This is a genomic window from Methylocystis suflitae, from assembly GCF_024448135.1.
GTDB lineage: Bacteria > Pseudomonadota > Alphaproteobacteria > Rhizobiales > Beijerinckiaceae > Methylocystis > Methylocystis suflitae.
Map to the genome: position 1 here is coordinate 18,111 of NZ_JAMRYX010000053.1, position 26,396 is coordinate 44,506.

A 26,396-nucleotide genomic window follows, 5' to 3' on the forward strand; every position below is an offset into this window, starting at 1 on the left:
AAGCTGTCGCCGTCTTCCTAGCATAAGTTGGCGGAATGGGGGCGGGGGAACGTCTCAGGCATAGATGCCGAGACTTAAGCTGCTCTTGCCAGACCGTGCGCCAAGCGCCTTCGGGCGCCGGGCTATTCCGCCAGCGCGGACGGAAGGATGGTTTGATCGTCAATGATCGCTCGTGCGATCTGAGCGCGTGTAAGATTGCGAACGCCAGTGAGGTCGGCGCCTTTCAGATTGGTTCCGTCCAGCATGGCGTCCCGCAAATTCGCGCCGCGAAAGTTCACGAAGGCGCAGTCGGCCCCGCGCAGGTCGGCTCCTTCGAGATCGGCGTTGCTGAGGTCGGTTCGCCGAATGAACGTCCCGCTCAGGTCGATCCTGAACTCTCGTCTCGTCTCGCCGCGGGCTGCCTGCGTCATTCTCTCCGTCCTCTCCGATTGCGCACCAGCCGGACAATCTCACGAACATCCGCCGGCGGTTCGGAGTCGCCATAGTCTACAGGGCTTTCCTGCAGATATATAGTCAGCAGCTGTAGTACGGGTCCGGACAGGTCTTCGAAATCGAGGCAGATTTGCTCGAGCGTGAAAATCGCCCCCAGCCGGACCTCAAGCTTTTCGTCTCTTAGCTGCCCCACGGCTCTGTTGAACAGCTCAGCGACATGGTCCCGGCGTGTCAGCTCTGCCTGACGGGTCTGCGCCTCGGCTTGCTGGTTGGCCACGGTCACTCGTTTCCAGCCGAGATAGACGCCGACCGCGCCGGCGACGACGAGGCCCAGATTGCGAGCGACTTCCGAGAATTCAATCCACCACGGCATAGAAACTCCCGGCTGAAAAGTTCCTACTCCGCCGCCTCGATATCGAAGGCGCCGCGATCGATGCCGCCGCCGACGAGAATTTCGCGCTTTCCGGCGTGGTTGGGCGCGGAGACGACGCCTTCCTGCTCCATGCGTTCGACGAGCGAAGCGGCCTTGTTGTAGCCGACCGAGAGGCGGCGCTGGATGTAGCTCGTCGAGCACTTCTTGTCGCGCAGCACGATATTGACGGCGCGGTCGTAAAGGTCGCCGCCTTCCTCAGCGTCCATCGAGCCGGGAAGGGGCGCTTCGCCGTCTTCGCCAACATCGTCCTCGGCGGTGATCGCGTCGAGATATTGCGGCGCGCCTTGCGTCTTCACATGGGCGACGATGTCCTCGACTTCGCGGTCGGACACGAAAGGCCCATGCACGCGCGAAATGCGACCGCCGCCCGCCATGTAGAGCATGTCGCCCTGGCCGAGCAGCTGCTCGGCGCCCTGTTCGCCCAGAATCGTGCGGCTGTCGATCTTGGAGGTCACCTGGAAGGAGATGCGCGTCGGGAAATTCGCCTTGATCGTGCCGGTGATGACATCGACGGAGGGGCGTTGCGTCGCCATGATCAGATGGATGCCGGCGGCGCGCGCCATTTGCGCCAGTCTCTGGATCGCGCCTTCGATATCCTTACCGGCGACGAGCATGAGATCCGCCATCTCGTCGACGATCACGACGATATAAGGCAGCGCGGAGAGCGTCATCTCCTCATGCTCGAAGATCGCCTCGCCGGTCTCGCGGTCGAAACCGGTCTGCACCGTGCGGGTGATCGTCTCGCCTTTGGCCTGCGCGTCGGCGACGCGGGCGTTGTAGCCGTCGATGTTGCGCACGCCGAGCTTCGACATTTTCTTGTAGCGATCCTCCATCTCGCGCACGGCCCATTTGAGCGCCACGACCGCCTTCTTCGGGTCGGTGACGACGGGCGTCAGCAGATGCGGGATATTGTCGTAGACGGAGAGCTCCAGCATCTTCGGATCGACCATGATGAGCCGGCACTCTTCGGGCTTCAGCCGATAGAGCAGCGACAGGATCATCGTGTTGATCGCGACTGACTTGCCGGAGCCGGTTGTGCCGGCGACCAAAAGATGCGGCATGCGGGCGAGATCGACGATCACCGGCTCGCCGCCGATCGTCTTGCCGAGCGCGATGGCGAGCTTGTGGTTGGAGCGGACGAAATCGTCGCAGGCGATGAGTTCGCGCAGATAGACCATCTCGCGACGCTGGTTCGGCAGTTCGATGCCGATGGCGTTGCGCCCTGACACGACGGCGACGCGGGCGGAGATGGCGGACATCGAGCGGGCGATGTCGTCGGCGAGGCCGATGACCCGCGAACTCTTGATGCCGGGCGCGGGCTCCAGTTCATAGAGCGTGACCACGGGCCCGGGGCGGACATTGATGATGTCGCCCTTGACGGAAAAATCCTCGAGCACGCCCTCAAGCAGACGCGCGTTGTGCTCGAGCGCCTCCTGCGGGAGCTTGACGCCGCTCGGCTGTTTCTTCGGCTCGGCGAGAAGGGTCAGGGGCGGCGTTTCGTAGCGCGTATTGACGCGTGGCTGCGCGGCGCGGGCTGGCGCACGCGTCCTGCGGGGAGCAGGGGGAGCGGCGGCCGCGGGCGCATAGGTCCCCTCGTCGAGATCGAGGGGCTGCGGCGGCGAAAAGGCGGGGTAAACGTCCATGTCCTCGAAGGTCGGCTCGACGCGCGGATAGCGCGGCGGCGGCGGTCGGTCCGTCGTCGTGGCGCGACGTTTGAACCTTGCGGCGGCGCGCAGCATCCAGGCTTTCAACGCCAGTCCAAGATGAATCAGCGCGCCGAGCGAGATCAACGCGACGCCAGGCTCGCCGCCGGCGTCGTCGTCATCGTCGGCGCCCGGACGAATCTTCGCGTCATCTTCAGAGGACCGGATGCGCATATCCGCTTCGGATTCGAAGCCCAGCCCCGCTGCGCCGGTTACGGCGAGGATGGCGACGAAAGCGGCGGCGACGCCGAACAGCGCGGTCAGCATGCCCGAGCCGGCAAAGATCAACCGCGGAACAGTAAGGATGGCGTCGCCGGCGACGCCGCCGAGGCCGGTGGGCAGCGGCCAGCGTTCGGTCGCGGGCAGAAGCGACGCGGTCGCGGCGGTTGCGAAAACGCCGAGGACACAGAGTCCAACGCGCAGCATCACGCGGCCGATCCGGCGACGTCTCATAAGACGCAATCCCTGGGTCGCGATCGGCACGATGGCGGCGATGGCGCCGAAGCCGACGAGTTGCATCAACAGATCGGAGACGATCGCGCCCGGCCCGCCGAGCAGATTGCGGACGTGGCCCGAGGTCGCGTGGTTGAGCGAAGGATCGCGGGCGGACCAGCTGACGAGCGCTAGTGTGAGCGCACCGGCGCCCACGAGCAAGGCGGCGCCCAGGATTTCCGCCAGCCTGCGCGCCGCAAACTCGCGAAGCTGCTCGGTAAAATGGCCCCTTGCATGGCTGCGCATATGAAGAGAAGCCTCGCTTGATCGCAGCGCCGCCAACGGCGCGCGGATGCGGGGCAGCGTAAAAAATCTCGGTTAAGGTGCGCTTAACCCTGGTTTTCCGGGCTCTTGCCGCCCGTTGCGACTGTCTGATTGAGCTCGGCGCCATAAATGAAGATCGCCGCCAGCATCTGAAGAAATACGATGGCGATCACGATCGAGGCGAGGCCGGCGTAGGTCGAAACATAGCTGCCGGCGAATCTTACGAGATAGGCGCCGAAGCCGGCGCCGAGCGCGAGCGACGCGATCAGCGTCAGCGCGATGCCCGGGCCGATGAAGGTCAGGTCCCGCCGTTCCGCGGGCAAAAATTTATGAGCCGCATATAGGGCAATGGCCAGCAGGGCGGTGGTGACGCCATAGCGCACCGGCGCGTAGAGCGGCTGAAGATCTTGAACAATGGCGGGAACGTAGCGTTCGGCGATCGCGCGCGCCAGAGGCCCCAGCACGAGCAGGATCGCGACGGCGAGGAGCGCGGCCGCGCCGAGAAAGACGTAAAGAATCGATTCGAGGCGCGTCAGCCACCAGGGGCGCTTGTCCTTGACGTCATAGGCGCGGTTCAGGGCGACCCGCAACGCCTCCACGCCGGTAGAGGCGAAATATATGGCGAAGATCGCGCCCAGCGTCAGCAGCCCGCCGCGCGGCTGCGTCAGCACATTGCTGATCTCTCGGGAAATCGGACCGGCGACATTCGGCGGCCATGTGTCGAAGAGCAGCTCTCTCGCCGCGTCCGCTTCCTGCCCCAAGCCGAAAAAGCCGGCGAGCGCCGTCAGAAAGATGAGGAACGGAAACAGCGAAGTCAGGATTGCGAGCGCGATATAGCTCGTGACCGCCCAACCGTCGTCGCGGTCAAACTTGAGATAGGCGTGATAAAAAATTCGAAAAAGCTTTCGCATGCCAACCCATGATAGCGCCCTTATCCCGAATAGAGGAGAATCCGCCAATGAGAATCTTTCCTTTACGGCGCGCCGCCGCCATCAGCGCGGCTTTTGTCGTTCTGGCGCATTCGACGAGCTGGGCGCTCGCGAAGGACTGCGACGGTCGCGGCTCTCAGACGGACCTCAATCTGTGCGCGGGAGAGAATTTCAAACAGGCCGACGCCGAACTCAACGCCGTCTACGCCAAATTGCTGAAAAAGATCAGCGCGGCGGGGCAGTCAAAATTACGGGAGGCGCAAAAATCCTGGATCGCCTACCGGGATGCGCAATGCGCCTTTGAGACGCTGCGGACAATCGGCGGCAGCATTCACAGCATGGTCGTGGCGCAATGTCTTACCGATGTGACCGAGCAGCAGACGAAACGGTTGCAGCATCAGCTCACCTGCGAAGAAGGCGACGTCTCCTGCGGCGGTCAGTAGCGCGCTGTTCGCGGGCATTCGACCGGCGCTACTCGCGCTGGAAATGCTCATAGACGAGCCGCGCCGTGGCCTTGTTGACGCCAGGCACCTTCTCGAGGTCCGAAAGCGCGGCTTTCGAGACAGCCTTCGCCGACCCAAACGCCAGGAGCAGCGCGCGTTTGCGCGAGGGTCCGACGCCGGCGATCTCATCGAGCGGATTTTTGGTGAATTCCTTTTTGCGCCGCGCGCGATGCGTGCCGATCGCGAAACGATGCGCTTCGTCGCGCAGGCGCTGCACAAAGTAGAGCGCCGGATCGTGCGGCGGCAGGCGAAACGGCTCGCGACCTTCGACGAAGAATGTTTCGCGCCCGGCGTTGCGATCGGCGCCCTTGGCGATCGACGCGATCGCGACCCCTTCGACTCCGAGTCCGCGCAAGACGTCGCGCGCCACGTCGAATTGGCCGCGTCCGCCGTCGATCAGAACGAGATCGGGTTTTGCTGGAAAAGCGTCGCCGTCCTGATCTTTCTCACCATCCTTTGCGAGCCGCGCGAACCGGCGCGTCAACACCTCGCGCATCATGCCGAAGTCGTCCCCCGGCGTGATCTCCGCGCTTCTGATGTTGAACGTGCGGTAGTGGGCTTTCATGAATCCGGCGGCGCCCGCGACGATCATCGCGCCGATCGCCTGTGCGCCGCCGATGTGGGAATTGTCGTAGACCTCAATGCGCCGCGGCGCCGAGACGAGACCGAAGGCCTGGCCAAGCGCCGCGAGCAGGCGCTGCTGGCTTGCGTCTTCGGCGAGCTTGCGCCCGAGCGCCTGCCGCGCGTTTTGGAGCGCATGCTCCACGAGTTCGCGCTTCTCGCCACGCTGCGGCGCGAGCACTTCGACGCGGCGGCCAAGCCGCGCGGTTAAGGCTTCTTCGAGCAGCGCGGCGTCCTCGATCGGATGGGAGAGAAAGACGCAGCGCGCCGAAGGGTGCTCTTGATAAAACTGCGCAAGAAAGGCGTCGAGCACTTCGGATTCGGACAACGTCGCGTCAGCGCGGGGGAAGTAGGAGCGGTTGCCCCAGTTCTGATAGGCGCGAAAGAAGAACGCTTCGACGCAGAAGCGTCCGGCGTCCTTGGCGATGGCGAAAACGTCGGCTTCTTCGACGCTGCGCGGATTGATTCCCTGCGCGCCCTGAACCGCCGAGAGCGCCGAGATGCGGTCGCGCAGTCGCGCCGCGCGCTCAAACTCCAGTCGCTCGGAGGCTTCGGTCATTTCGCGCGCCAGCTGTTCGCGCACGGCGCGGCTTTTGCCGGAGAGGAAATCTCGCGCCTCTCGCACGAGCTCGGCGTAATCCTCCATCGAGATTTCGCCGGTGCACGGGCCCGAACAGCGTTTGATCTGATAGAGCAGGCACGGACGCGTGCGATTGTCATAGAAGCTCTGCGCGCAGGACCGCAGAAGAAAAGCGCGCTCCAGCGCATTCAAAGCGCGATTGACCGCCCAGACGCTGGCGAAGGGTCCGAAATAGTCTCCCTTGCGCGCGCGGGCGCCCCGGTGTTTCAGGATCTGCGGCGCGTCATGATCCTTGGCGATCAAAATGTAAGGGAAAGATTTATCGTCGCGCATCAGCACGTTGAAGCGCGGCTTCATCTGCTTGATGAGATTGGCTTCCAAGAGCAGCGCGTCGGTTTCGGTCTCGACCGAGATGAACACCATCGTCGTCGTCGCCGAGATCATCCGCGCAATGCGGTTCACATGACCTGCCAGGCGCGTATAGCTCGCGACGCGCTTGCGCACGTTTTTCGCCTTGCCGACGTAGAGCACCTCGCCGCTTTCGGCGATCATGCGATAGACGCCGGGCCCGTTCGGCGCGTGACGCCAATGCTTCTTGATGACGTCGACGCCGCGCTTGACGCTTTCAGGCGTTTCGGGCGCCTCGGCTCCCGTATCGCACAGCTCCGCCTGCGCCTCCTCAGCGGCGTCGGGCGCGTCAAAGACGTCGTCTTCTTCAGGGGGGAGATCGCGCGGATTTGCGTGAGCGGTCATTTCCCTAGATCTATTCGCCGCCGGCCGGGATGGAAAGACTCGCCGGAGGCGCCCGCCCGGACCAAAGTTCTGTGTAGAACCCCGACTCGCCGCGCATTTCCTCGGGTCGCCGCCTTGATCCCGCATGACCGTCTGGCCACAGTCCTGCAAAGCTTGGGCTGCGGCGATCAGAGGACGGCATGCAGGCGGCGAGGATCACCGTTGGTGCGGTGCTGTTTCCGGCGCTGGCGCTGGGGATGGCCGGCGTTTTTCTGTTCGGCGCGCGCTGGATCGCGCAAATTCCCGCATCCATCGATTTCGTTCCGCCGGCCCTTGCAGCGGCATTGTTGATCGGGGCCGTCTTCGCTGCCTTGCAGCACGCCGAAATTCTCGGCGCCAAAATGGGCGAACCCTATGGCACGCTCGTGCTCACGATCGCCGTGACAATTATCGAGGTCGCCATCATGGCCTCGATGGTCGAATATGGCGAAGAGGATCCGACCGAAGCGCGCGAGGCGGTTTTCTCTGCGATCATCATCGTTTGCAATGGCCTTGTTGGTCTTTGCCTTCTGCTCGGCGGCTTCCGTCACCACGAGCAGGAAATCCAGCCGATGGCGACGAGCGCCTATTTGGCCATCCTGATCGCGCTTTCTGTTCTTACGCTCATTCTGCCCGATTACACGACGTCGAGCTACGGACCCACCCTGTCTACAACTCAGCTCATTTTCGTCAGCATCCTTTCGGTGCTGCTTTACGGCGCGTTTCTCTTCATTCAGACGGTACGGCATCGATCCTACTTTATCGACGTGCATGTCGCCGCCGTGGGCCACGGCGAAGCGAAGCCTTCGCGCGGGGCGGCGATATTCGCAGTCGTGGGACTGGGCGCCAGCCTGCTTGGCGTTTCGCTTCTCGCGGAGCGCGTCATTCCCGGTCTCGAAGAGGCGCTTCGCTGGGGAGGCGTCGACGACGTGAACCGGGTGACCGGCGCGGCTGTGGCGATGCTTGTCCTGCTCCCCGAATCGATGAACTCGATACGCGCGGCGACGCGCAATGCGCTGCAGACAAGTCTCAACGGCGCGCTCGGTTCTGTCGTCGCGACGATCGGGCTTACTGTCCCCGCCGTGGCGCTGCTGAGCGTCGCGACGAACCGGGAGATCGTCTTCGGTCTCGAAAAGCGCGACACCGTCCTGCTGTTGCTGACATTGCTGCTCAGCGTTGTGAGCTTTGGCGCCGGCCGCACGAATCTCATGACCGGGCTGGTGCATCTCGTCGTTTTCGCGACATATATTTTTCTTTTGTTCGTGCCCTGATCATCACGCGTGGAGCGCCAATGAACGACGACAGTCTGATCTTGTATTACGCGCCGCGCACGCGCGCCTCGAGCGTGCTGACTCTGCTTGAGGAACTCGACGTTCCCTACGAGCTGCGCGTGTTGAATTTCCAGCTTGGCGAACAACGCAAGCCGGAATACCTCGCCGTCAATCCGCTCGGAAAGGTGCCGGCCATCGTTCACAAGGGCGCGCTCGTGACCGAGCTCGGCGCGATTTTCATCTATCTTGCCGACGCTTTTCCGCAGAAAGGCCTCGCGCCAGCTATTGGCGACGCCTTGCGCGGGCCTTATCTGCGCTGGCTTGTGTTCTACGGGTCGGCGTTCGAGCCTGCGATCGTCGATCGTTCGATGAAGCGTGAACCGGCGCCTACAAGCAGAAGTCCCTACGGAGATTTCGATAGCGTCATGGCGCTGATCAACGCGCAATTGGCGGCTGGCCCCTATCTCTTCGGCGAGCGCTTCACCGCCGCCGACATTCTTTGGGGCGCCGCGCTGCGGTGGACAGTCGGTTTTGGCCTTGTTCCCGAAAGCGCGCAAATCTCCGCATATGTCGAGCGCGTGACGTCGCGTCCATGCTTTGCGCGCGTCGCGCAGACCGACGACGAGCTGCTCAAGATTCATGAAGCGGCGGCCGCGAGCAGATGAGAGGTTCGCCGAACCGGCTCTTTTTGAACCTCACCAGTCGATCGGCGTTTCGCCGTGCGCGATCAGATAATCGTTCGACTTCGAGAAATGCTTGCAGCCGAAAAAGCCATTGTTGGCTGAAAGCGGCGAGGGATGCGCGCATTCAAGCACGAGATGCTTGCGCCGGTCGATCCCTGCGCCCTTGCGCCGGGCGTAAGCGCCCCACAGCATGAAGACGACGGCTTCGCGTTCGCGCGAGAGCGCGTGAATGGCGGCGTCGGTGAATTGCTCCCAGCCCTTGTTCTGGTGCGAGCCGGCGGCGTTCTCGCGCACGGTGAGCGTTGCGTTGAGCAGCAGCACGCCCTGTCGCGCCCAGCGCGAAAGATCGGGATCGCGCGAAACCGGACGGCCGAGATCGGCTTGGATTTCCTTGAAGATATTTTGCAGCGATGGCGGCGGCGGCGTAGTCGCGCCGACGGCGAAGCAAAGGCCGCAGGCCTGGCCGGCGCCGTGATAGGGGTCTTGTCCGAGAATGACGACTTTCACCTTATCGAACGGACATTCGTCGAAGGCGCGAAAAATCTGCGGCGCCGGCGGATAGATCCGGCGCGCGGCGTATTCGCCGCGGACAAATTCGCGCAGCTCGCGGAAATAGGGCTGTTCGAATTCCGCAGCGAGATGTTTGCGCCAGCTTTCTTCGAGACGGACGGGTTTGGTCATATTGAAGGGCCGGTCGTATCGAATTTATTCCGAATGTGCGTAATCGCCTCTTTGAGTTTCGGCAATTCATCGACCACAACATTCCATATGATTTGATCGGATAGTCCTTGATATTCGTGACGCAATACATTGCCGATAGCGCGAACGCTCCGCCATGGGATGTTTGGCTGCGTCGCCTTCACTTCGTCTGGAATTGCGCGGCTTGCTTCAGAAATGATCTCGATTGCGCGTTGGATGGCATGGCGCAGAAGCCATTGCCGCTGATAGTCGGCCAGGCTCTTTCCGCGCGTGGCGTCCTCAATGCCGGCTATGGCGTCCAAAATATCGTCGACGGCGTGGAGGAATTCGCGAGCCATTAAAAAACGCGGACCGCCGACTTCTCGATCGCCTGGCGCAGGCGAGGATGCAGGCCGTCCCGAGTGGTCAAATCCACCGCAGTCTTCAACTCATCCTCGAGAAAAAGTTTAATGCCGACAAGGTCAAATGCGTTGAATCGGCTGGCCGGATCATAGTCGATGAAAAGATCGAGATCGCTGTCCGCCGCCGCTTCATCGCGTGCGGCGGAGCCAAAGAGGAATAAGGACGTCGCGCCGCGAGCCTTGATGGCTGGCGCGCATTCCTGCAGTCGCGTGATGGCTTCGACGCGTTTCATAAAGGCAGTCTAATCGAAAAGCGCGCCTTTGCTCAATCCTGCAGCGGGCCCCAGGCGGGATCGCTCGCATAGCCTGGCGTCGGCACCTGAGTCTCCGAACGGCCGAAGACGTCGACCATGTGGATTTTCGGTCCGCCGCCGCCGGAAGAGTCGCGAAAGAACATCAGGAAGAGACCGTTGGGCGCCCAGGTCGGCCCTTCATTGTGAAAGCCCTCGGTAAGAATGCGCTCGCCGGAGCCATCGATCTTCATGACGCCGATCGCGAAATTGCCGCCGTTCTGCTTGGTGAAGGCGATGTAATCGCCCTTTGGCGACCAGACGGGAGTCGAATAGCGGCCGCCGCCGAATGAGATGCGCTTTGCCTCGCCGCCATGCGCGCCCATGACATATATCTGCTGCGACCCGCCGCGGTCGCTCTCGAAGACGATGCGCGCGCCGTCGGGCGAATAGGAGGGCGCGGTGTCGATCGCGGAGGTGTCGGTCAGACGCGTCGTCGTGCGCGAACGCAGATCCATCGTGTAAAGATTGGTCGTCGAGCCCTGCGCCAGCGACATGATGATCTTCTGTCCGTCGGGCGAGAACCGCGGCGAGAAGGTCATGCCCGGAAAATTGCCGACCACTTCGCGCTGGCTGTTCTCGATATTCATCAACAGGACTTTGGGGTCGCCGTCGGCGCCAAACGACATGTAGGTGACGTCGAGCGAGTTAGGCGAAAATCGCGGCGTGACGACGAGTTCGTCGCCGCGCGTCAAATAGCGCACATTCGCGCCGTCCTGATCCATCATGGCGAGGCGCTTGCGGCGCCTGTCCTTGGAGCCGGTTTCGTCGACGAAGACGATGCGCGTGTCGAAAAAGCCCTTCTCGCCAGTGATGCGGGAAAAAACGGCGTCTGAGAGAAGATGCGCGACGCGCCGCATATTGGCGGCGTCGGTGACATATTGCTGGCCCGCGACTTGTTCGCCCGTCGTCACGTCGAAGAGTCGGAACTCCGTTTTCAGTCTGCCGTCGCCGGCGCGTTGCGAGCGACCGGTGAGGACAAATTGCGCGTTCACGGCCTTGAAAGCCGCTAGATGGGGCGCGGCGTCCGGCGGGGCGGCGTTTGCCGGCAATGCGCCGGGGTCGATCGGATTCAAGAACACCGAGCGTTTGAAGTTGTTGAGCGTCACCGAGGTCACGGTGCGCGCGGCGTCGTCGCCGACAAAAGGCGCGACGGCGATATTGACCGGCTGAAAGCCGCCGCCCTTGAGATCGATGATGCGTCCGGCGCGCGCCAGAGAAGCGGGAAGGAAAGGGGCGAGCGCGGCGCCGGCGATGAGGCCGGCGGCGGCGCGGCGGGTGATGCAGCGTGTCATGGGCGATATCTTTCAAGCATCGGCGTGAAGAAAGCGTAGCGCTTCGCCGCGATGGATAATGTCGGAGGGAGCGTCATCGACCCCCTCCCCAACCCTTCCCCGCTGCGCAAACCGGGTGTTCCCGGTTTGCATATCTATTCCGAAGGCGGCAACAGCCGACTTCGGACGGGAGAGGGAGCAGATTTTGCGCTTCATCCGCATCGCGCGAGCGTCCCCTCTCCCGCGAAGCGGGGGGAGGGACAGGGTGGGGGCAAATCCGTTCGCCTTGAACGCCGCCGCTCACTAATTCGCGTCCTGGAAGCGGATCGTGACCTCGTGTAGCGCCTCTTCGTAATAGGGCAGGAACTCGGGCGGAATGCGCATCGGGCTGCAGCGGCGCACCGCCTGCATCGCTTGCTCGCCGCGGGCGTGTTCGGTCGGACTCGCCGAGGCGTTCAGCAGTTTTGGACGCCCTTCAAGTTCGCCCTCGCGCGAAAGATGGAACTCGACGATCGGCGTATAGGTTTGCCCGCCGAGCGACAAGCCGGACGCCCAGCAGGGATAATAGTGGTCGTGAATGTAGGCGGCGATGCGCGCCTCCATCGAAGCCGACATCGTTGCAGCTGCTCCCGTTGGCGCGCCGAGCGCCGCCGCCTGCGTCGCTCGGCCGGTCGCGGCCTTGCGTTGCGGCGCTTCGCGGCTCAGCAATTTCGAGATGCTCGCGGCGTCGAATTTCGACTTCGGCGCATTCTCCTCGCCCGACTTCGGCTTCGACTCCTTGACGGCTTTTTCGGCGAGTTCGCCGATCGATGTCTCGGGCTCAGGCTTGTCTTGCGGCTTCTTGCTCTCGAGGAGCTTCGCCACCTCGTCGATCTTAAGCCGCTCTTTCGGTTTCTCCGTCGCAGCCGCGTCCTTCGCTGTGGTATCCGGCTTCGTGCGGGCGGGCGGCTTTGGCTTCACGACTTCCGCTTCGTCCGGCTCCTTTTTCTCGGGCTCTTTCTTCTCCGGTTCCGGGGCGGCGGCTTTAGGCTTTGCCGCCGGTTTCGGTTCGGGTTGCTTTTCCACAGGCTTTGGCGGCGGCTCCGGCTTTGGCGGCAGCGCGGCGACTCGCTTGGGCGGCGTCGGCGGCGCATCGTCGGCGGTCGGCTGCGGCAGCGGACGCGCTACGGGGGGCGGCGTCGCAATGTCCTTCTTGGCCTGCGCGAGCGGCGGCTCGGGCTTCGTCTCAACTTCGGGCGCGACCTTGTCGACGCGCGGCGCGGGCTTGATCTCGCGCGCGGTTTTTTCGCCCTTCATGATCTGCGTGAGTTCGCTGGCGGTGACGAGGTCGACCGGAACCATCTCCACCGCATCTTCGAATTTGCGCGCGTCGGAAAACAGGACGAACGCGGCCAGAAGCAATCCTGCGTGGATTGCCGAGGAGAGAGGAAAACCAGGTTCGGAGCGCGAAATTTTCACTTCCGCTCAGCTCACTTCTTCTCCTGCTCCGTCACCAGCGCGACCTTCTTGTAGCCGGCGCTTATGACAAGCGACATCACTTCGGCGACGCGGCCGTAGTTGACCGCCTTGGAGCCGCGCACATAGATGCGTTCGTCGAATCCCTGCTTCACGGCATCCTTCAGCCTGTCGAGCAGCTGCGTCGTCTCGACCGGCTGATCCATCAGGAACACTTGTCCCTTCTCGTCGATGGCGATCGAGACCGGCTTTTGATCGATGTTGAGCGCGCCGGCCTTGGTCTGCGGAAGATCGACGGCGACGCCGGTTGCGAGCAGCGGCGCCGCCACCATGAAGATGATGAGCAGCACCAACATGACGTCGATGAACGGCGTCATGTTGATTTCGGCCATGGCGCCGTAGCGGGGCACGCCGCGCCGCCGCCTGCCGCCCTTGCGTCCCGGGGTCGAGAGGGAAGCGCCCATGCCTACGCCGCGCGATCACGGTTCGATGAGGCCGCGTGCTGGTCGATCTGCCGCGACAGGATGGCGGAAAATTCGTCGGCGAAGCTTTCCATCCGCGCCTGCGCCTTGGCGACGTCGCCCTGCATCTTGTTGTAGGCGATCAGCGCCGGAATGGCGGCGAAAAGACCGATCGCGGTGGCGAGCAGCGCTTCGGCGATGCCGGGCGCGACCACGGCGAGCGAGGTGTTCTTCGAGGCCGCGATCGAGCGGAACGACGTCATGATGCCCCACACGGTGCCGAACAGACCGACAAAGGGGCCGGCGGACGCGACGGTCGCGAGCACGAGCAGATTGGATTCAAGCTTCTCGACCTCGCGGGCGATCGAGACGTCGAGCACCTTCTCGATACGCGCCTGCAGTCCCATGAAGGAGGCGCTGGCGCCCCCCTGGAAGGAGCGCTTCCACTCCCGCATCGCCGCAACGAAAAGCGTCGCCATGCCGGTCTGCGGCCGCTCGGAGAGCTTGCCGTACAGCTCCTCGAGCGAATTGCCCGACCAGAAGCTTTCTTCGAAGCGGTCCATTGAGCGGCGCAGGCGCGCGAAAAGCAGCGTCTTGTCGATGATGATCGCCCAGCACCACACCGAGGCGGCGAGCAGTCCGACCATGACGATCTTGACGACGATATGTGCGCCCCAGAACATGCTCCAAATCGTGATGTCGGCGGCGGGAGCGGCGAGAGGGCTCGCGGCGATCTCGGCTGGATTCATGATTTGTCCTTGAGTCGGCAGGCGTTCTGCGGCGGCTTTGGCTGCGACGCCCGGTCTATCGCCTGCAATTTCGCCATTTGTGGGGCTGCGGTGCGGCGCACAACAAATCATAGGGCTGGAGCATTAACAAGCCGTAAGGGCTTAAGCGAAGTTTGGAGGGCGCTGCGCTGTCCTGCGGGCCTGCTTCGCGCTTGCGATGGGCTGGGCGAGTGAACTCCAAGCGCGGTCTATGAGATTTCGTCAGCCGACGATCAACTATTGGGCGGAAAATCCCGCACTGTTTAAAGCGCTATACGCAAGAGAGCCCGACGCCTCCGCCCTCGAGCGAAGGCGCCAGGCGTGATCGTTAGGGGCAAGTTCCCCAAATAACGCCCGACCAGATGGGGTTGGGGTTATTGTCGATATACACCGATACTTTCACGCCATGCGGGATAAAGCTCCCGCAGGTCTCGCCGCAGACCTTGATGCTGGCGCTGATCGGAATACTCAGCGGGATCGTAATGCACTTGGTGCCAATCACGGGAATATCGACGCAAAGCTGACGCGTCTGCTGATTGTAACTTCCCTTCACGCAGAACTTTATGGCCAGCGCCAGAACATTGGGCAGAAGCGCCTGAAACTCCGAGGAGCCGCCCTGCGCGGCGAAGCCTGAGACCGTGAAATCAGGAACTTGATTGGATGACGGATCATTCGCCATAGTAGAAGCCTCCTTGCAATTACAGTTTGACATCAGTGTTACTCCAACGAGAACACATGCGAGGCTAACGCATTCTAAAATGAAAGAGAATGTAAACATTTTAACAGTATAATGAAATTTATATTGGTAATGTAAACATAGCAATTTGTATCTACTGTAAACATTATTGGCAAAAAGCCATTTTAATCCCGATATAGCTCACGAATTGGGGGCATCCGAACCATCTGTTTGATCAAGCGTGCGTTGTAGAGAAGCTTTTTGCGAAGGAGGTCGAGCCGCATGCCTCAGCAATAAAGACGGAAATTGCCTTGGAGCGTTGCAGGCATGGCGATTACCCGAGCCCCGACCGCCCTGCGCGCGAATTCGTTTGATGGGGAGGAGCGTTCATCGTCCGTCTTGGCGACCTGTCGCCAAGACGGACGATCATTGCGCTAAAGGTGCTGACCCACTAATCGTTGAGCCGGTAAATCCACCATCCCTTGTGCTGATAGACGAGGGAAAATCGCGTAAGCGGCGAGGGCAGGGACGTCGAGAACGGCAATAGCCGCGCAATCAGCCTGTCGCCGTCGCTCTTGCGCTGGAAATAATGCAGTCGCGTGGCGCCGCCCATCGGTTCGACGGCGAAGCCGCCTTCGATCTTTTGATCGCGCATCCATTGTTGCGCGGATTTGATGAGACCGTGCGAAACGCCGGTCGCGGCGAAATCCTTATAGGCGATGGAGAGCTGTTGCGGCCGTGCGGCGGCGAGCATCCACGCGTCCGAAATGCGCATAGCGACATAGGCGGGCTTGCCGCCGGCAAGTTTTTTCAACGCCTCGCTGGCGCGCGCCTCATCGGCCTCGAGCAGCGCGTCCATGAAACGCGTGAAACTATTCGCGGACGAGGTCGGTACTCCCGCCCCCCATCGCGCGCGCTCTGCCGCCCCCGCAGCCGACCAGGCGGCGGGCAACAGAAGGCCGCGCGCCTCTGCGTCGTCGAGCGGCGCTTCGCGTCCCGCGATAAGCCGGATCGCGCGCGAGAAATCCCACCACGCCAGCACGACGGCGTCCTGCGGCGTATGTTCGCGGATTGCGGCAAGAACTTTTGTCGCATCGGCTGCGGAAATGTCCGCGAAGAAGATCGGTTCCGTTACCTGATTGCGCCACACGAGCGGCGTCAGCCGACCTGCGTCATCGCGCGCGACGACGCCAGTGGCGATAGGGCCGCGCTCGTCCTTCGCCGATACCCCGATCTGCTGAAGGCGCTCTGGCGTCAGTCCAAAGCCTTCGGCATCCTTCGCCGCTTCCGCCAAGATCGGCGTGAGCCGGGTTTCAAACGGCGCGGTTGGATTGAGTCCGGCGTAGATCGCCCAGGCAAGCAGGGCGAAGCCGAAGACGATGAGGGCGACGCCGGCGATGAGCCGAATGCGGGGAGTCATGCGCGTCTAACCACCAGAGTTCTGATTGTTTCAGCACCGGATTGTCATTCCCGCGAAAGCGGGAATCCAGAGCAGCAGCCAAATGTTTCGGAGACTTCCCTGGATTCGCGGTCGCGCTTCGCGCGCCGGGAATGACAATCGCGATTTCAATGCAAGAATGGCGTCATTGCGAGGAGCGAAGCGACGAAGCAATCCAGAGCCGTGGGCACGATTCTGGATTGCTTCGCTTCGCTCGCAATGACGGCCTTGACGCCGTTCTCTCACCCGCCCGTGCGTCCTCGGCGCATGAGCAGACCGGCGCCGGCAAGCACGGCCAGCAGTCCGAGGCCGCCCGCGAAGGCGCGGCGCGATGGCGAATCGAGATCGAGGTCGCCGCGCTTCTGGCCAGCGATGCGCTTCAGCTCGGCGCGGATTTCCGCGGCTTCGCGCAGCTTCGTATCCTCGTCATTGATCTTCGCCGCCGCGCCGATGAGCTGCGACCAGCCTTCGGTATAGGTGTAGCCGCCGGGGTTCATATGCGCGAGCCCCTTGTAGTGCTTGATCTGATGATGCTCCCACATGTCGGCGAAGACATATTCGATCGCGCTCGGATTGTTGCCCTTCTGCCAGAAGAGCTGGAAGAAACCGCCCGCGTCGTCCTTCTCGGGCGGAGGCGGCGCCGGACGGTTCGTCGTCTGACCCGGCAGCAGTTTGTCGTTGTAGAGCTTCACCAGGACGCTGCGCGCCTTCTCGGTAATGTCGAGGCCGGAGACGATGCCCTTATCCATGCCGTCGAGATAGGCGCGGGCGAATCTGTCGGAGTGACAGTTGGAGCAGGTCGAAACCCACGATTCCTTGCGCTGCGTGAACCACGGATGGTTCAAGTTCTCCGCGATCTTCGGCATCGGCACGAAGGCCCAGCGCGACTTGCGCACCATGTTGTGCGTGAACTTGCCCTGATATTCCATGTGGCAGAAGGCGCAGGTCGGGGCGTTCATATTGCCCTTTTCCATCGCGTCGGCGAGGCGGACGTTCCAGTCCCATGTGTCGCCGCGCGTCTGATAGATCGTCCCGTGCTTCGACAGCATGTAGCCTTCGAATTCATTGTGATCGACGCCATTGTGGCAGATGGCGCAGGCCTGCGGCTTACGCGCCTGAACGGCCGAGAATTCGTGGCGCGTGTGGCAGGAGTTACACGTCGTCTGCGGCGTATGGCAGAAGGTGCAGCCTTCCGCGACTTCGCGTTGCTCCATCGCCGCCCACACCGCGTTCTCGACATTGGCTTTCATCGACAGCGCGTGTGAGGGATGGCCGGGCTTCCATTGATCCTGCGGCCAGGTGAAGGTGTCGCGCTCGGACTCGCGTTCGGCGAACTGCTGCACATGGCATTGTCCGCAGGCCGCGGCGTCGGGCATGCGCAATTCGGTCTTGTGCTGGCCGTGATCCTTGCCGACTCCCATATGGCAGTCGATGCAGCCGACTTCCTTCAGGTTCTCGCCTGCTTTGAGCGTTCCCATCGAGCGAAGGTTATTCTCGACCTCCGTGATCATCGCCTTCTTATAGGCGCGCGCATCCGAGTCCGGCAGATTGCGGATCGCGTCGAGATTGCCATGCACGCTGCCCTTCCAGCTGTGCGTCCACCCGGGCGTCACTTGGCTGTGGCATTCGACGCATTGCGCGCGCTGCGCGTCGATGTCGATCGTCTGCGGCGGCTTATAGAAGTCGTGCGGATTGAGATATTTGGAGATTGGGATCGGCTCCCAATATTTCGAGAAAGAGCCTTTGCCGGCGCCTTGTGATTCGTCGTAGTAGCGCTTGGTCAGCGCGTCGTAGAGCTCCTTGGGCGAGGCGGTCTTCGCAAGACCCAGCGCCTTGAAGGTTTCATCCGGCGTATCCGCAAGGACCGGCGCGCAGAGGACAAAGGTCACGGCGAACGCGAGAATCAGCGCGAGGCGAGCCGCGTAATGAGAAACCCTTTGTGAATTCAGCATGCTCTCCCTCGCCCCTTCTGCGTCTGGCTGCATTGTCGGGGCCGAGGCGGCCAGAGGAAAGGACCACAGGCTTCCCCGCCGATGAGGCCACCCCCTCAGGCGCCCTATGGCTCGCCAAAACGCTTCCTAACGATAAATGATGACTTCGGGAGAAGCCATGACGACGCGCTGGTTCCCCTCCGCTTTGAAAACCGCCGAGGCGCCGCCCGGCATGCGCATCTATGCGATCGGCGACATTCATGGCCGCGCCGATCTTCTGCACGTTCTCGCCGAAGCCATGGTCGAAGATCTCAGGGCGCGTCCCTGCGGGCAGGCGGTCACCGTCTTCATCGGCGACTATATCGACCGAGGACTTGGCTCGAACGGTGTTTTAAAGCGCTTGTCCAGCGGGGAGTTCCCAACGCCCATCGTCGCGCTGCGCGGCAATCATGAAGAAGCGCTGCTGCGCTTCCTCAACGACGCCGCAGCGCTCGACGACTGGGTTGAAAACGGCGCGCTGACGACGCTGCATTCTTACGGCGTCGACGCGGGCGAAGAAGTCGCGCAAGGCGGCGCGTCGCAGGTCCGCGTCAAATTTCTCGCGCATTTCCCACAGGAACATCGCCGCTTTATCGAGGAAACGCGGCTGTGGGCGGAGTATGGCGGCTATTTCTTCTGCCACGCGGGCGTGCGCCGCAGCAGGCCGCTGCATTTGCAAGATCCGCACGATCTGATGAATATCCGTGAAGGGTTTCTCGACTGCGCCGAATCGTTTGGCAAGGTAATCGTGCATGGGCATACGCCGCATAATGATGTTGAGGATTTGCCGAACCGGATCAATCTCGACACCCGCGCCGTGAGTAGCGGCGTGCTCACGGCGGTCGCGCTGGAGGGTTTCGAACGGCGATTTATCCAGACCTGGTGAGGTCCGCCTTGGGCGTCAGCCGACGCGCAGCTCGAAGGCGTTTTCGAGATGGCGCGGCAGCCGCCGCGGCGCGAGAAAAATCGCGTCGGCGCGCAGCGTGTAATTCATCGCCCAAGGGTTCGCGGCGAGCCAGCGACCTGCCGCCTGCGAGAAGCGGCGGTGTTTCTGCGGCGTGATGGCGATGACGGCGTCTTCAAGTGCGCCGCGCGCCTTCACTTCGACGAAGACGATCGTGCGGCCGCGCTTCGCGATAATATCGATCTCGCCGCCATGCGCGCGAAAATTGCGCGCCAGGATGTGATAGAGCCGCGCCCGCAGCCACAGCGTCGCCGCCGTCTCGGCGCGAAGGCCGTAGACATAAGCGGCGCGGCGGGCGTCGTCCTTCAATTCGCTGATGATGAAACGAGCGCGATCACTATGCCCCCTCCCTGTCCCTCCCCCGCTGCGCGGGAGAGGGGACCCTAACGACGCAGATTGTGCAGTTTCATTGCGCGGACCCGAGTCGGACTCCCTCTCCCGCGCAGCGGGGAGGGTTGGGGAGGGGGCGCAAGTTCATCTTACTTCGCGCGTCCCGCCGCCAGCTCCAGCGCCCGCGCATAGACTTGTCGGCGCGGTTGGCCGGTCGCCGCGGAAACGACGCTCGCCGCGTCCTTCACCGAATGCGCAATCAGCGCCTCTTCGATTTTGGCGTCGAGATCGGCGGCCGCGGTCTGCGCCGCGTCGGCGCCGGGCGGGGCGACGAGCAGCACGATCTCGCCCCGTGGCGGTTCCTCTTCGGCGAGCGTCGCCGCGAGTTCGTCGAGCGTCCCGCGCCGGACCGATTCGAACATTTTGGTCAGTTCGCGGGCGATCGCAGCATTGCGTTTGCCGAGGATCGCCGCGCAATCGGCGAGCGTCTCGACCAATCGGCGCGGGCTTTCGAAAAACACCAGCGTTCCGGGAATCTGGGCGAGTTCGGCGAGCCGCGCGCGCCGCGGGCCGCTTTTGTGGGGCAGAAACCCCTCGAAGAAGAAGCGGTCGGTCGGCAGTCCGGCCACGACCAGCGCCGCCAGCACGGCGGAAGGGCCGGGCACTGACGTCACATGCACGCCTTTCTCGAGCGCCTCCTGAACGAGGCGAAAGCCGGGGTCGGAGACGAGCGGGGTGCCGGCGTCGGAGACGAGCGCGAGCTTCGCCCCCGCCTCGAGCCGCGCCAAAAGGTGAGGGCGGATCACCCTGGCGTTATGCTCGTGATAGGCGATCAGCGGCGTCGAAATCCCGTAATGGGCGAGCAGCGTCTTGGTGACCCTTGTGTCCTCGGCGACCACCGCGTCCGCCGCGGCGAGGGTGGAGAGCGCGCGAAACGAAACGTCCTTCAGATTGCCGATCGGAGTCGCGACAAGGTGCAGTCCCGGCTCGATTCTCTCGGCTTCGGCGCGCAGGCCGAAGGCGGTATAGCTCGCAGCAGGCGGAGAAATGGCCTCGATGGTCATGCGCGTCGCTCTTTGTTCGTTTTAAGATACTAGATGTTCGTTTAAGAGGACAAGCGCCAACTGCACGCCAGCCGCAATTCCTCCAAATGGACCGTCTATTGACTTTCGGCTAGGGACTCGGACCCTTAGCGCGGAATAGCCGCGCCATGGCGGGAGCCCTGGGCGCGCAGGGGGTTTTCATGTCGATATTGTCTTCTCGCGCGCGCGCCGGCGCGTTCCCGCGCGGCGGGGCCGTGGCGAAGCGCGCTGCGCTCGTCGGCCTTGCGGCCACGCTCGCCGCCTGCAGTCCCACGAGCGGGCCGTGGGCGCCTGGCGTGCGTGATCTAAAGCTCAGCGGCGCGACCCAGATCGCCCCCGCAGAAAGCGAGACGATAGGAACAGGCGCGGTGAAAATCGCGCTGATCGTGCCGCTGACGGGCCCTTCAGGTCCTTCCTCCGTCGGCGCGTCGCTGCTCAACGCCGCAAAGCTCGCCTATGCAGACAGCGGCGCCAATGACGTGACGATCCTCGTCAAGGACGATCGCTCGACGCCGTCCGGCGCCGCCGCGGCGACGCAGGCGGCGATCAACGAGGGCGCCGAGGTCGTCCTGGGTCCGGTGTTCGGCGCCGGCGTCAAGGAGGCCAGCCGCGTCGCGCGTTCCGCCAACAAGCCGATGATCGCCTTTTCGACGGACTCCTCGGCCGCGGGCCGCGGCAGCTATCTGCTGTCCTTCCCGGTGGAGGGCTATGTCGACCGCGGCGTCAGCTACGCGTCGCAGCACGGCAAGAAATCGATTGCGGCGCTGGTGCCCGAAAACGACTACGGCACGCTGGCCATGGCGCAGTTCCAGCAGAGCGCCGCGACTTACGGGATTCGCGTGCCGGTCATCGAGCGCTACAAGCCCGGCGCGCCCGGCGATTCCGTGAAACGTTTGGCCGCCGCGCGCGATCAGTTCGACGCGCTGTTCATTCCCGAGCAGGCCGAGGCGATGCAGGCGGTGTCCAAGGAGCTCGTGGCGAATGGCATCGACTCCAAGAAGGTGCAGATTTTCGGCACGGGCCTGTGGAACGACGCGCGCACGCTGAGCCTGCCGGCGCTGCAGGGCGCCTGGTTCACGGCGCCGGAGAACGCCGGCTTCAACGCTTTCGCGCAGCGCTACAAGGCCAAATACGGGTCCGACCCGGCGCGCGTCGCGACGCTCGCCTATGACGCCGTGTCGCTCGCTATCGCGCTGTCGCGCTCGCAAGGATCGCAGCGCTATTCGGAAAGCGTGCTGACCAATCCTTCCGGCTTCAACGGCGCCGACGGCGTCTTCCGCTTCAAGCCGGACGGCGGCAATGAACGCGGATTATCGGTGCTCGAGATCGGCGGCGGTTCGGCGAAGATCATCTCGCCCGCGCCGCGTAATTTCACCGGAAATGGGGCGTAAGTATTCGCCCTCATCCTGAGGAGCGCCTGAAAGGCGCGTCTCGAAGGACGAGGGCGAATTTCAAGAACGTCCCTGATTTCCTCGTCCTTCGAGACGCAAGCTTCGCTTGCTCCTCAGGATGAGGAAATATTTCACGCCGTCCCCGTCTCTCCCGCGATCTTGCCGAAATCGGCGACGCCTATCATCACGCGGCGCAGCTCGGCGAGGAGGCGCAACCGGTTCAACCGCAGATCGGCGTTGTCGGCGTTGACCGTCACATCGTCGAAGAAGACGTCGACCGGTTCGCGAAGTTTTGACAGCGCGCGCATGGCGCCGGCGAAATCTTCCTTCGAAAGATGTTCGGCGGTCTCTTCGCGCGCACGGGCGATCGCCGCGGCGAGCTTATGCTCTTGCGGCTCGATGCGCAGGTTCGGCGCGTGGCGACGCGCATAGGCGTCCGGCCCGTCCTTCTTCTCCTCGGCTTTCAGGATGTTGCTGGCGCGCTTGTAGCCGGCGAGCAGATTCCTGCCGTCGTCGGTTGCAAGGAATGTGTCGAGCGCCTCGACTTTGCGCGTGATCATGAGCAGATCGTCCTGTAGCGGCGCGCCTGTCGCTTGCTCCTCATCGGAGTCGGCGAAAGCGACGGCGCCAAGCGCCGCATCTATCAGATCGTGTCGCGCCCCCTTGTCGCGCAAGTAGACCTTCAGGCGATCGATGAAAAATTCGAGGAGGTCGAAGCTCTCCTGCCACGCACCCGGAACGCGTGCGTCTAGAAATTCTGCAGCTCTTTCCGGATCGGCTGAAGAGAGTAATTCTTGGACAAGCCGCTCCTTTTGTTCCATCGAAAAGCCCGCCTTAGGCATCTCATTTGCAATGCGAATCTGTCCCTTCAGCTTCTCAAAATGGATGTCGATGTGAACGCGCGCAGTATGACTTCCCAGGATGGGGATTAATTCGAGTCGCCGCTCGTTCTCCAGCACGATCCTGATGACGCCCAACGCCGCCCTGCGCAACGCGTAAGGGTCCTTGCTGCCCGTCGGCTTTTCGTCGATGGCCCAGAAGCCGACGAGCGTGTCGAGCTTTTCGGCAAGCGCCACAGCGATCGACACGGGATCGGTCGGAATGCGGTCGTTCGGCCCCTGCGGCTTGTAATGTTCCTCGATCGCCGCGGCGACGCTGGCGTCTTCGCCTTGCGCGCTTGCGTAATAGCGGCCCATCAGCCCCTGCAATTCAGGAAACTCGCCGACCATCTCGGAAACGAGATCGGCCTTGCAGAGCGTCGCCGCGCGCTCGGCTCTCTCAGGATCGGCGTCGACGATCGGCGCAAGTTCTGTCGCCAACGCCGCGATGCGCTTCACGCGATCGTCCTGCGTCCCGAGCTTTTCGTGAAAGACGATAGCGTCGAGCTTCGGCAGACGCTCTTCGAGCCTCGTCTTGAGATCGGTCTCGTAGAAGAACTTCGCGTCCGAGAGACGCGCGGCGATGACGCGCTCATTGCCGCCGACGACCGTCGCCCCGCCGTCGGAGGCTTCTATGTTCGAGACGAGGATGAAGCGATTGGTCAGTTCGCCCTCGTCCTTCGAGGCCGGCTGCGCCGGCGCCTCAGGATGAGGGCGACTGGCAGCCTCCGCGACCTCATGCTGAGGCGCGAGCGAAGCGAGCCTCGAAGCACGAGGTCGCTTCAGCACGAAACATTTCTGATTCACGCGGATCGTCGCCCGAATGACTTCCGGCGGAATGGAGAGGAAACTCTCGTCGAAGGCGCCCATCAGCGTCACCGGCCATTCGACGAGGCCCGCGACCTCTTCGAGCAGGCCCGCGTCTTCGACAAGCTCCAGCCCTTGCGCGAAGGCGAGATCCTTTGCGTCATGCAGAATGATGTCGCGCCGGCGCGCCGGATCGATGACGACCTTGGCGCGCTCGAGCGAGAGCGCATAATCCTCGAAGCGTTTCACGCGAATGGGCTGCGGCGCCAGGAAGCGATGGCCGTGGGTCACATTGCCAGACGCGATTCCGTCGACTTCGAAGCGGACGATTTCGGGAGATTCCGTCTCCGGTCCGAAGGTCGCGACAATGGAATGGAGCGGCCGCACCCAGCGCAGCGAATCTCCGCGCTCGGACGCCGCGCCCCAGCGCATCGATTTCGGCCAAGGAAAGTTCTTGATGATCGCCGGCAGAATCTCGGCGAGCACGTCGATGGTTTCGGCGCCCGCGCGTTCGATGACCGCGAGATAAAATTCAGCGCCCTTCTTGTCCTTCTCGATCCTCGCCTGATCGAGCGAGGCGAGGCCGGCGCTTTTTAGAAATCCGGCGACCGCCGCCTCGGGCGCGCCGACGCGCGGGCCTCTGCGCTCTTCGCGCAGATCCGGCTGGCGCGACGGCAGGCCCACCACTTGCAGCGCGAGACGGCGCGGCGTCGCATAGGCGGCGGCGCCTTCGTAAGTCAGGCCGCGATCGACGAGCGCATTGGTGACGAGCCGCTTGAGGTCGTCAGCCGCCTGCCGCTGCATGCGCGCCGGAATTTCTTCGGAGAAAAGTTCGAGAAGGAGATCGGACATTCGCGCAGTCTATTCCCCTCGCCCCGCCTGCGGCGGGGAGGGGTTAGGGGTGGGGGGCTCTATCGTTTGGTAGAGCGCTGCGCAGATCGTGTCCACAACGCTTTCGAGATTGCGCAAAACCTCGTGATTCATCCCCGCCGCAAGCGGGGGGAGGGAACTCTCTCAGGCGATTTCCTTGACCGCCGACTTCGGCGCATCGAGCAGAAACTTCTCGACTTCCAGCGCCGCCATGCAGCCGAGGCCCGCCGCGGTGACGGCCTGACGATAGACCTCGTCGGCGACGTCGCCGGCGGCGTAGACGCCCGGCATGCTGGTGCGCGTCGATCCGGGCTCGACGGCGATGTAGCCGGACGGTTTGATCGTCAACTGGCCGCGGAAGAGTTCCGACGCCGGCGAATGGCCGATGGCGACGAAGACGCCATCCGCCTCAAGCGTGTGGATCGCGCCGGTTGCGACATTCTTGACGCGCGCGCCGGTGACGCTCAGCGGGTTCTCGTCGCCGACAATCTCGTCGATGACGTGATTGAAGAGAATCGAGACGTTTTCCTGCGCGAGCAGACGCTTCACCAATACGCGCTCGCTGCGGAATTCGTCGCGGCGGTGGATGATCGTCACATGCGACGCGAGATTGGAAAGATACAGCGCCTCTTCGACCGCGCTGTTGCCGCCGCCGACGACAAGCACTCTCTTGCCGCGAAAGAAAAATCCGTCGCAGGTTGCGCAGGCGGAGACGCCGAAGCCTTTGAACTTTTCCTCGCTCGGCAGACCGAGCCACTTCGCCTTGGCGCCCGTCGCGACGATGAGCGAGTCGCAAGTGTAGGACTTGCCCGAATCTCCAGTGAGCCTGAACGGCCGCTCGTCGAGATGCGCCTCGACGATATGATCGGAGACGAGCTTCGTGCCGACATGTTCGGCCTGCAGGCGCATCTGCTCCATGAGCCAGGGGCCTTGGATCGGCTCGGCGAAGCCCGGGTAATTCTCGACCTCGGTGGTGATCATGAGCTGGCCGCCCTGATCGAAGCCGGCGATAAGCATCGGCTCGAGCAGCGCACGCGCGGCGTAGATCGCCGCCGTATAGCCGGCTGGGCCGGACCCAATAATGATGACGCGCGCATGCTGCGGCATGAGGTGGCCTCGCGAGTGACGACGCCCGCAATCTAGCCATTATCAGCGTCGCCGCAACCGATCCGGGCGGCCGGCGAGGCGCCAATACAAAACGCCCTCCCGGAAAATCGGAAGGGCGCTTAAGCAGGCCGCCGCGTGTTACCAGCCCCAACCCGGGCAGACGTTCATCCATTGGCGTCGCCAGCCCCAATGGGTCCACACCCTGCGGAGCTGATAGCAGTCGCCATAGCCGGCGTTGGCGTAGCTGGGCCAGCCCCAACCATATCCCGCGCCGTATCCGGGCGAATAGGCGGGGAGGTCTGTGCGGTAATAGCTCCAGCCCCAAGGCTGGCCCCAGCCTACGGGCCGGCCCCAGCCGCCCCGACCGCCCCAACGGCCGGCCCAGCCGACGCCGGGCAGTATCGCGCCATTGAAGCCGCCGCCGCCCCAGCCGAAGCCATGCCATCCGTCCCATCGCTGCGCCTGGGAGGCGCCGGAATGGGCCATCACGCCAAAGAGCAGAGCGCCGGTCGCGGCCGCCGCTGTGATCGTCTTAGACACTCCAGCTCCTCCCTCGGCGCATGAACGCCTGCCGAAATCGGAAGGGCGTTCATGTCTCAAAAGGCTGATGCGAAGCGATCGGTTTACCAGCCCCAGTCGCCTCACCAGCCGCCCCAGCCGCTCTGACAGACGTTCACCCACTGGGGCCGCCAGCCCCAATTGGTCCACACGTTGCAAAGCTGATAGCAGCCGCCGTAGCCGATGTTGGAATAATAGGGCGAACCCCAACCCACACCGTATCCCGCTCCGATCAGGCCCGCGCCATACCACGGCCAGTAAGAACGCGCCCACGGGCGTCGCCAGCCCCACCCGCC

Annotated in this window: 25 protein-coding genes and 1 pseudogene; 5 read left to right on the top strand and 21 right to left on the bottom strand. The window is 63.1% G+C overall.

The window, feature by feature from the left end:
- Positions 1-122: 122 nt before the first annotated feature.
- From NEI07_RS04290 to NEI07_RS04305, 4 genes are all read right to left on the bottom strand, one after another.
- Positions 123-410 carry a pentapeptide repeat-containing protein gene (locus NEI07_RS04290; protein ID WP_256032958.1) on the bottom strand — a complete coding sequence of 96 codons (288 nt, stop codon included), beginning with the start codon at positions 408-410 and terminating at the stop codon, positions 123-125.
- Positions 407-805 carry a hypothetical protein gene (locus NEI07_RS04295; RefSeq protein WP_256032959.1) on the bottom strand — a complete coding sequence of 133 codons (399 nt, stop codon included), beginning with the start codon at positions 803-805 and terminating at the stop codon, positions 407-409. Before NEI07_RS04295 ends, NEI07_RS04290 begins: the two co-directional genes overlap by 4 nt.
- A 23-nt stretch (positions 806-828) precedes the next feature.
- A complete protein-coding gene (locus NEI07_RS04300; protein ID WP_256032961.1) occupies positions 829-3,306 on the bottom strand; it encodes a DNA translocase FtsK in 2,478 nt (825 codons plus the stop codon).
- Between the two features lie 83 nt (positions 3,307-3,389).
- On the bottom strand, positions 3,390-4,235 hold the full coding sequence (locus NEI07_RS04305) for a YihY/virulence factor BrkB family protein (RefSeq protein ID WP_256032963.1): 846 nt from the start codon (positions 4,233-4,235) through the stop codon (positions 3,390-3,392).
- Between the two features lie 47 nt (positions 4,236-4,282).
- Here NEI07_RS04305 and NEI07_RS04310 point away from each other — a divergent pair, with 47 nt between their 5' ends.
- Positions 4,283-4,696, top strand: a complete 414-nt coding sequence (locus NEI07_RS04310) for a lysozyme inhibitor LprI family protein (protein ID WP_256032964.1) — start codon at positions 4,283-4,285, stop codon at positions 4,694-4,696.
- A 28-nt stretch (positions 4,697-4,724) separates the two neighbouring features.
- Here the strand turns inward: NEI07_RS04310 and uvrC are convergent, their stop codons facing one another.
- Entirely contained in the window at positions 4,725-6,710 is a 1,986-nt protein-coding gene (gene uvrC / locus NEI07_RS04315; RefSeq protein WP_256032965.1) for an excinuclease ABC subunit UvrC, read from the bottom strand.
- Between the two features lie 179 nt (positions 6,711-6,889).
- Here uvrC and NEI07_RS04320 point away from each other — a divergent pair, with 179 nt between their 5' ends.
- Entirely contained in the window at positions 6,890-7,999 is a 1,110-nt protein-coding gene (locus NEI07_RS04320; protein WP_256032966.1) for a calcium:proton antiporter, read from the top strand.
- Positions 8,000-8,019: 20 nt separating this feature from the next.
- Positions 8,020-8,664, top strand: coding sequence for a glutathione S-transferase family protein (locus tag NEI07_RS04325; protein ID WP_256032968.1), 645 nt, complete (start codon positions 8,020-8,022; stop codon positions 8,662-8,664).
- Between the two features lie 30 nt (positions 8,665-8,694).
- Here NEI07_RS04325 and ung read toward each other — a convergent pair whose 3' ends face one another.
- The 10 genes from ung to NEI07_RS04375 all read right to left on the bottom strand — a co-directional run bounded on the left by ung (position 8,695) and on the right by NEI07_RS04375 (position 18,032).
- Positions 8,695-9,363, bottom strand: a complete 669-nt coding sequence (gene ung, locus NEI07_RS04330; protein WP_256032970.1) for a uracil-DNA glycosylase — start codon at positions 9,361-9,363, stop codon at positions 8,695-8,697.
- A complete protein-coding gene (locus NEI07_RS04335; protein ID WP_256032971.1) occupies positions 9,360-9,719 on the bottom strand; it encodes a HepT-like ribonuclease domain-containing protein in 360 nt (119 codons plus the stop codon). Before NEI07_RS04335 ends, ung begins: the two co-directional genes overlap by 4 nt.
- Positions 9,719-10,015, bottom strand: a complete 297-nt coding sequence (locus NEI07_RS04340; RefSeq protein WP_256032972.1) for a nucleotidyltransferase family protein — start codon at positions 10,013-10,015, stop codon at positions 9,719-9,721. Before NEI07_RS04340 ends, NEI07_RS04335 begins: the two co-directional genes overlap by 1 nt.
- A gap of 32 nt (positions 10,016-10,047) precedes the next feature.
- Positions 10,048-11,367, bottom strand: a complete 1,320-nt coding sequence (gene tolB, locus NEI07_RS04345; RefSeq protein ID WP_256032974.1) for a Tol-Pal system beta propeller repeat protein TolB — start codon at positions 11,365-11,367, stop codon at positions 10,048-10,050.
- A 282-nt stretch (positions 11,368-11,649) separates the two neighbouring features.
- Positions 11,650-12,747, bottom strand: a complete 1,098-nt coding sequence (locus tag NEI07_RS04350; RefSeq protein WP_256032976.1) for a cell envelope biogenesis protein TolA — start codon at positions 12,745-12,747, stop codon at positions 11,650-11,652.
- Between the two features lie 68 nt (positions 12,748-12,815).
- Positions 12,816-13,265 (bottom strand): ExbD/TolR family protein, encoded by a 450-nt coding sequence (locus NEI07_RS04355; protein ID WP_018407708.1) that lies wholly within the window; start codon positions 13,263-13,265, stop codon positions 12,816-12,818.
- A 2-nt stretch (positions 13,266-13,267) separates the two neighbouring features.
- Positions 13,268-14,011, bottom strand: coding sequence for a protein TolQ (tolQ, locus tag NEI07_RS04360; protein ID WP_256032977.1), 744 nt, complete (start codon positions 14,009-14,011; stop codon positions 13,268-13,270).
- Between the two features lie 346 nt (positions 14,012-14,357).
- The gene (locus tag NEI07_RS04365; RefSeq protein WP_256032978.1) at positions 14,358-14,708 is read right to left on the bottom strand and encodes a hypothetical protein; all 351 of its coding nucleotides are present in this window, start codon (positions 14,706-14,708) and stop codon (positions 14,358-14,360) included.
- Positions 14,709-15,156: 448 nt separating this feature from the next.
- Positions 15,157-16,125 (bottom strand): hydroxylamine oxidation protein HaoB, encoded by a 969-nt coding sequence (haoB, locus tag NEI07_RS04370; RefSeq protein WP_256032979.1) that lies wholly within the window; start codon positions 16,123-16,125, stop codon positions 15,157-15,159.
- Positions 16,126-16,385: 260 nt separating this feature from the next.
- Positions 16,386-18,032 carry a multiheme c-type cytochrome gene (locus NEI07_RS04375; protein WP_256032981.1) on the bottom strand — a complete coding sequence of 549 codons (1,647 nt, stop codon included), beginning with the start codon at positions 18,030-18,032 and terminating at the stop codon, positions 16,386-16,388.
- Positions 18,033-18,252: 220 nt separating this feature from the next.
- Here NEI07_RS04375 and NEI07_RS04380 point away from each other — a divergent pair, with 220 nt between their 5' ends.
- Positions 18,253-18,999 carry a metallophosphoesterase gene (locus NEI07_RS04380; protein ID WP_256032982.1) on the top strand — a complete coding sequence of 249 codons (747 nt, stop codon included), beginning with the start codon at positions 18,253-18,255 and terminating at the stop codon, positions 18,997-18,999.
- Between the two features lie 15 nt (positions 19,000-19,014).
- On the opposite strand, the gene NEI07_RS04385 is transcribed toward NEI07_RS04380, so the two are convergent.
- Together NEI07_RS04385 and rsmI are read right to left on the bottom strand one after the other, a co-directional pair.
- Positions 19,015-19,395 carry a YraN family protein gene (locus NEI07_RS04385; RefSeq protein ID WP_256032989.1) on the bottom strand — a complete coding sequence of 127 codons (381 nt, stop codon included), beginning with the start codon at positions 19,393-19,395 and terminating at the stop codon, positions 19,015-19,017.
- 161 nt (positions 19,396-19,556) lie between these two features.
- The gene (gene rsmI / locus NEI07_RS04390) at positions 19,557-20,471 is read right to left on the bottom strand and encodes a 16S rRNA (cytidine(1402)-2'-O)-methyltransferase (protein ID WP_256032983.1); all 915 of its coding nucleotides are present in this window, start codon (positions 20,469-20,471) and stop codon (positions 19,557-19,559) included.
- A 179-nt stretch (positions 20,472-20,650) separates the two neighbouring features.
- Here rsmI and NEI07_RS04395 point away from each other — a divergent pair, with 179 nt between their 5' ends.
- On the top strand, positions 20,651-21,880 hold the full coding sequence (locus NEI07_RS04395; RefSeq protein ID WP_256032984.1) for a penicillin-binding protein activator: 1,230 nt from the start codon (positions 20,651-20,653) through the stop codon (positions 21,878-21,880).
- 131 nt (positions 21,881-22,011) lie between these two features.
- Here NEI07_RS04395 and glyS read toward each other — a convergent pair whose 3' ends face one another.
- The 4 genes and pseudogenes from glyS to NEI07_RS04415 form a co-directional block, all read right to left on the bottom strand.
- Positions 22,012-24,417, bottom strand: coding sequence for a glycine--tRNA ligase subunit beta (glyS, locus tag NEI07_RS04400; RefSeq protein WP_256032985.1), 2,406 nt, complete (start codon positions 24,415-24,417; stop codon positions 22,012-22,014).
- A 162-nt stretch (positions 24,418-24,579) separates the two neighbouring features.
- A complete protein-coding gene (gene trxB / locus NEI07_RS04405; protein ID WP_256032986.1) occupies positions 24,580-25,542 on the bottom strand; it encodes a thioredoxin-disulfide reductase in 963 nt (320 codons plus the stop codon).
- Between the two features lie 138 nt (positions 25,543-25,680).
- Positions 25,681-26,082 (bottom strand): hypothetical protein, encoded by a 402-nt coding sequence (locus NEI07_RS04410; protein ID WP_256032987.1) that lies wholly within the window; start codon positions 26,080-26,082, stop codon positions 25,681-25,683.
- Between the two features lie 101 nt (positions 26,083-26,183).
- Positions 26,184-26,396, bottom strand: a pseudogene (locus NEI07_RS04415) (hypothetical protein); the annotation flags it as partial.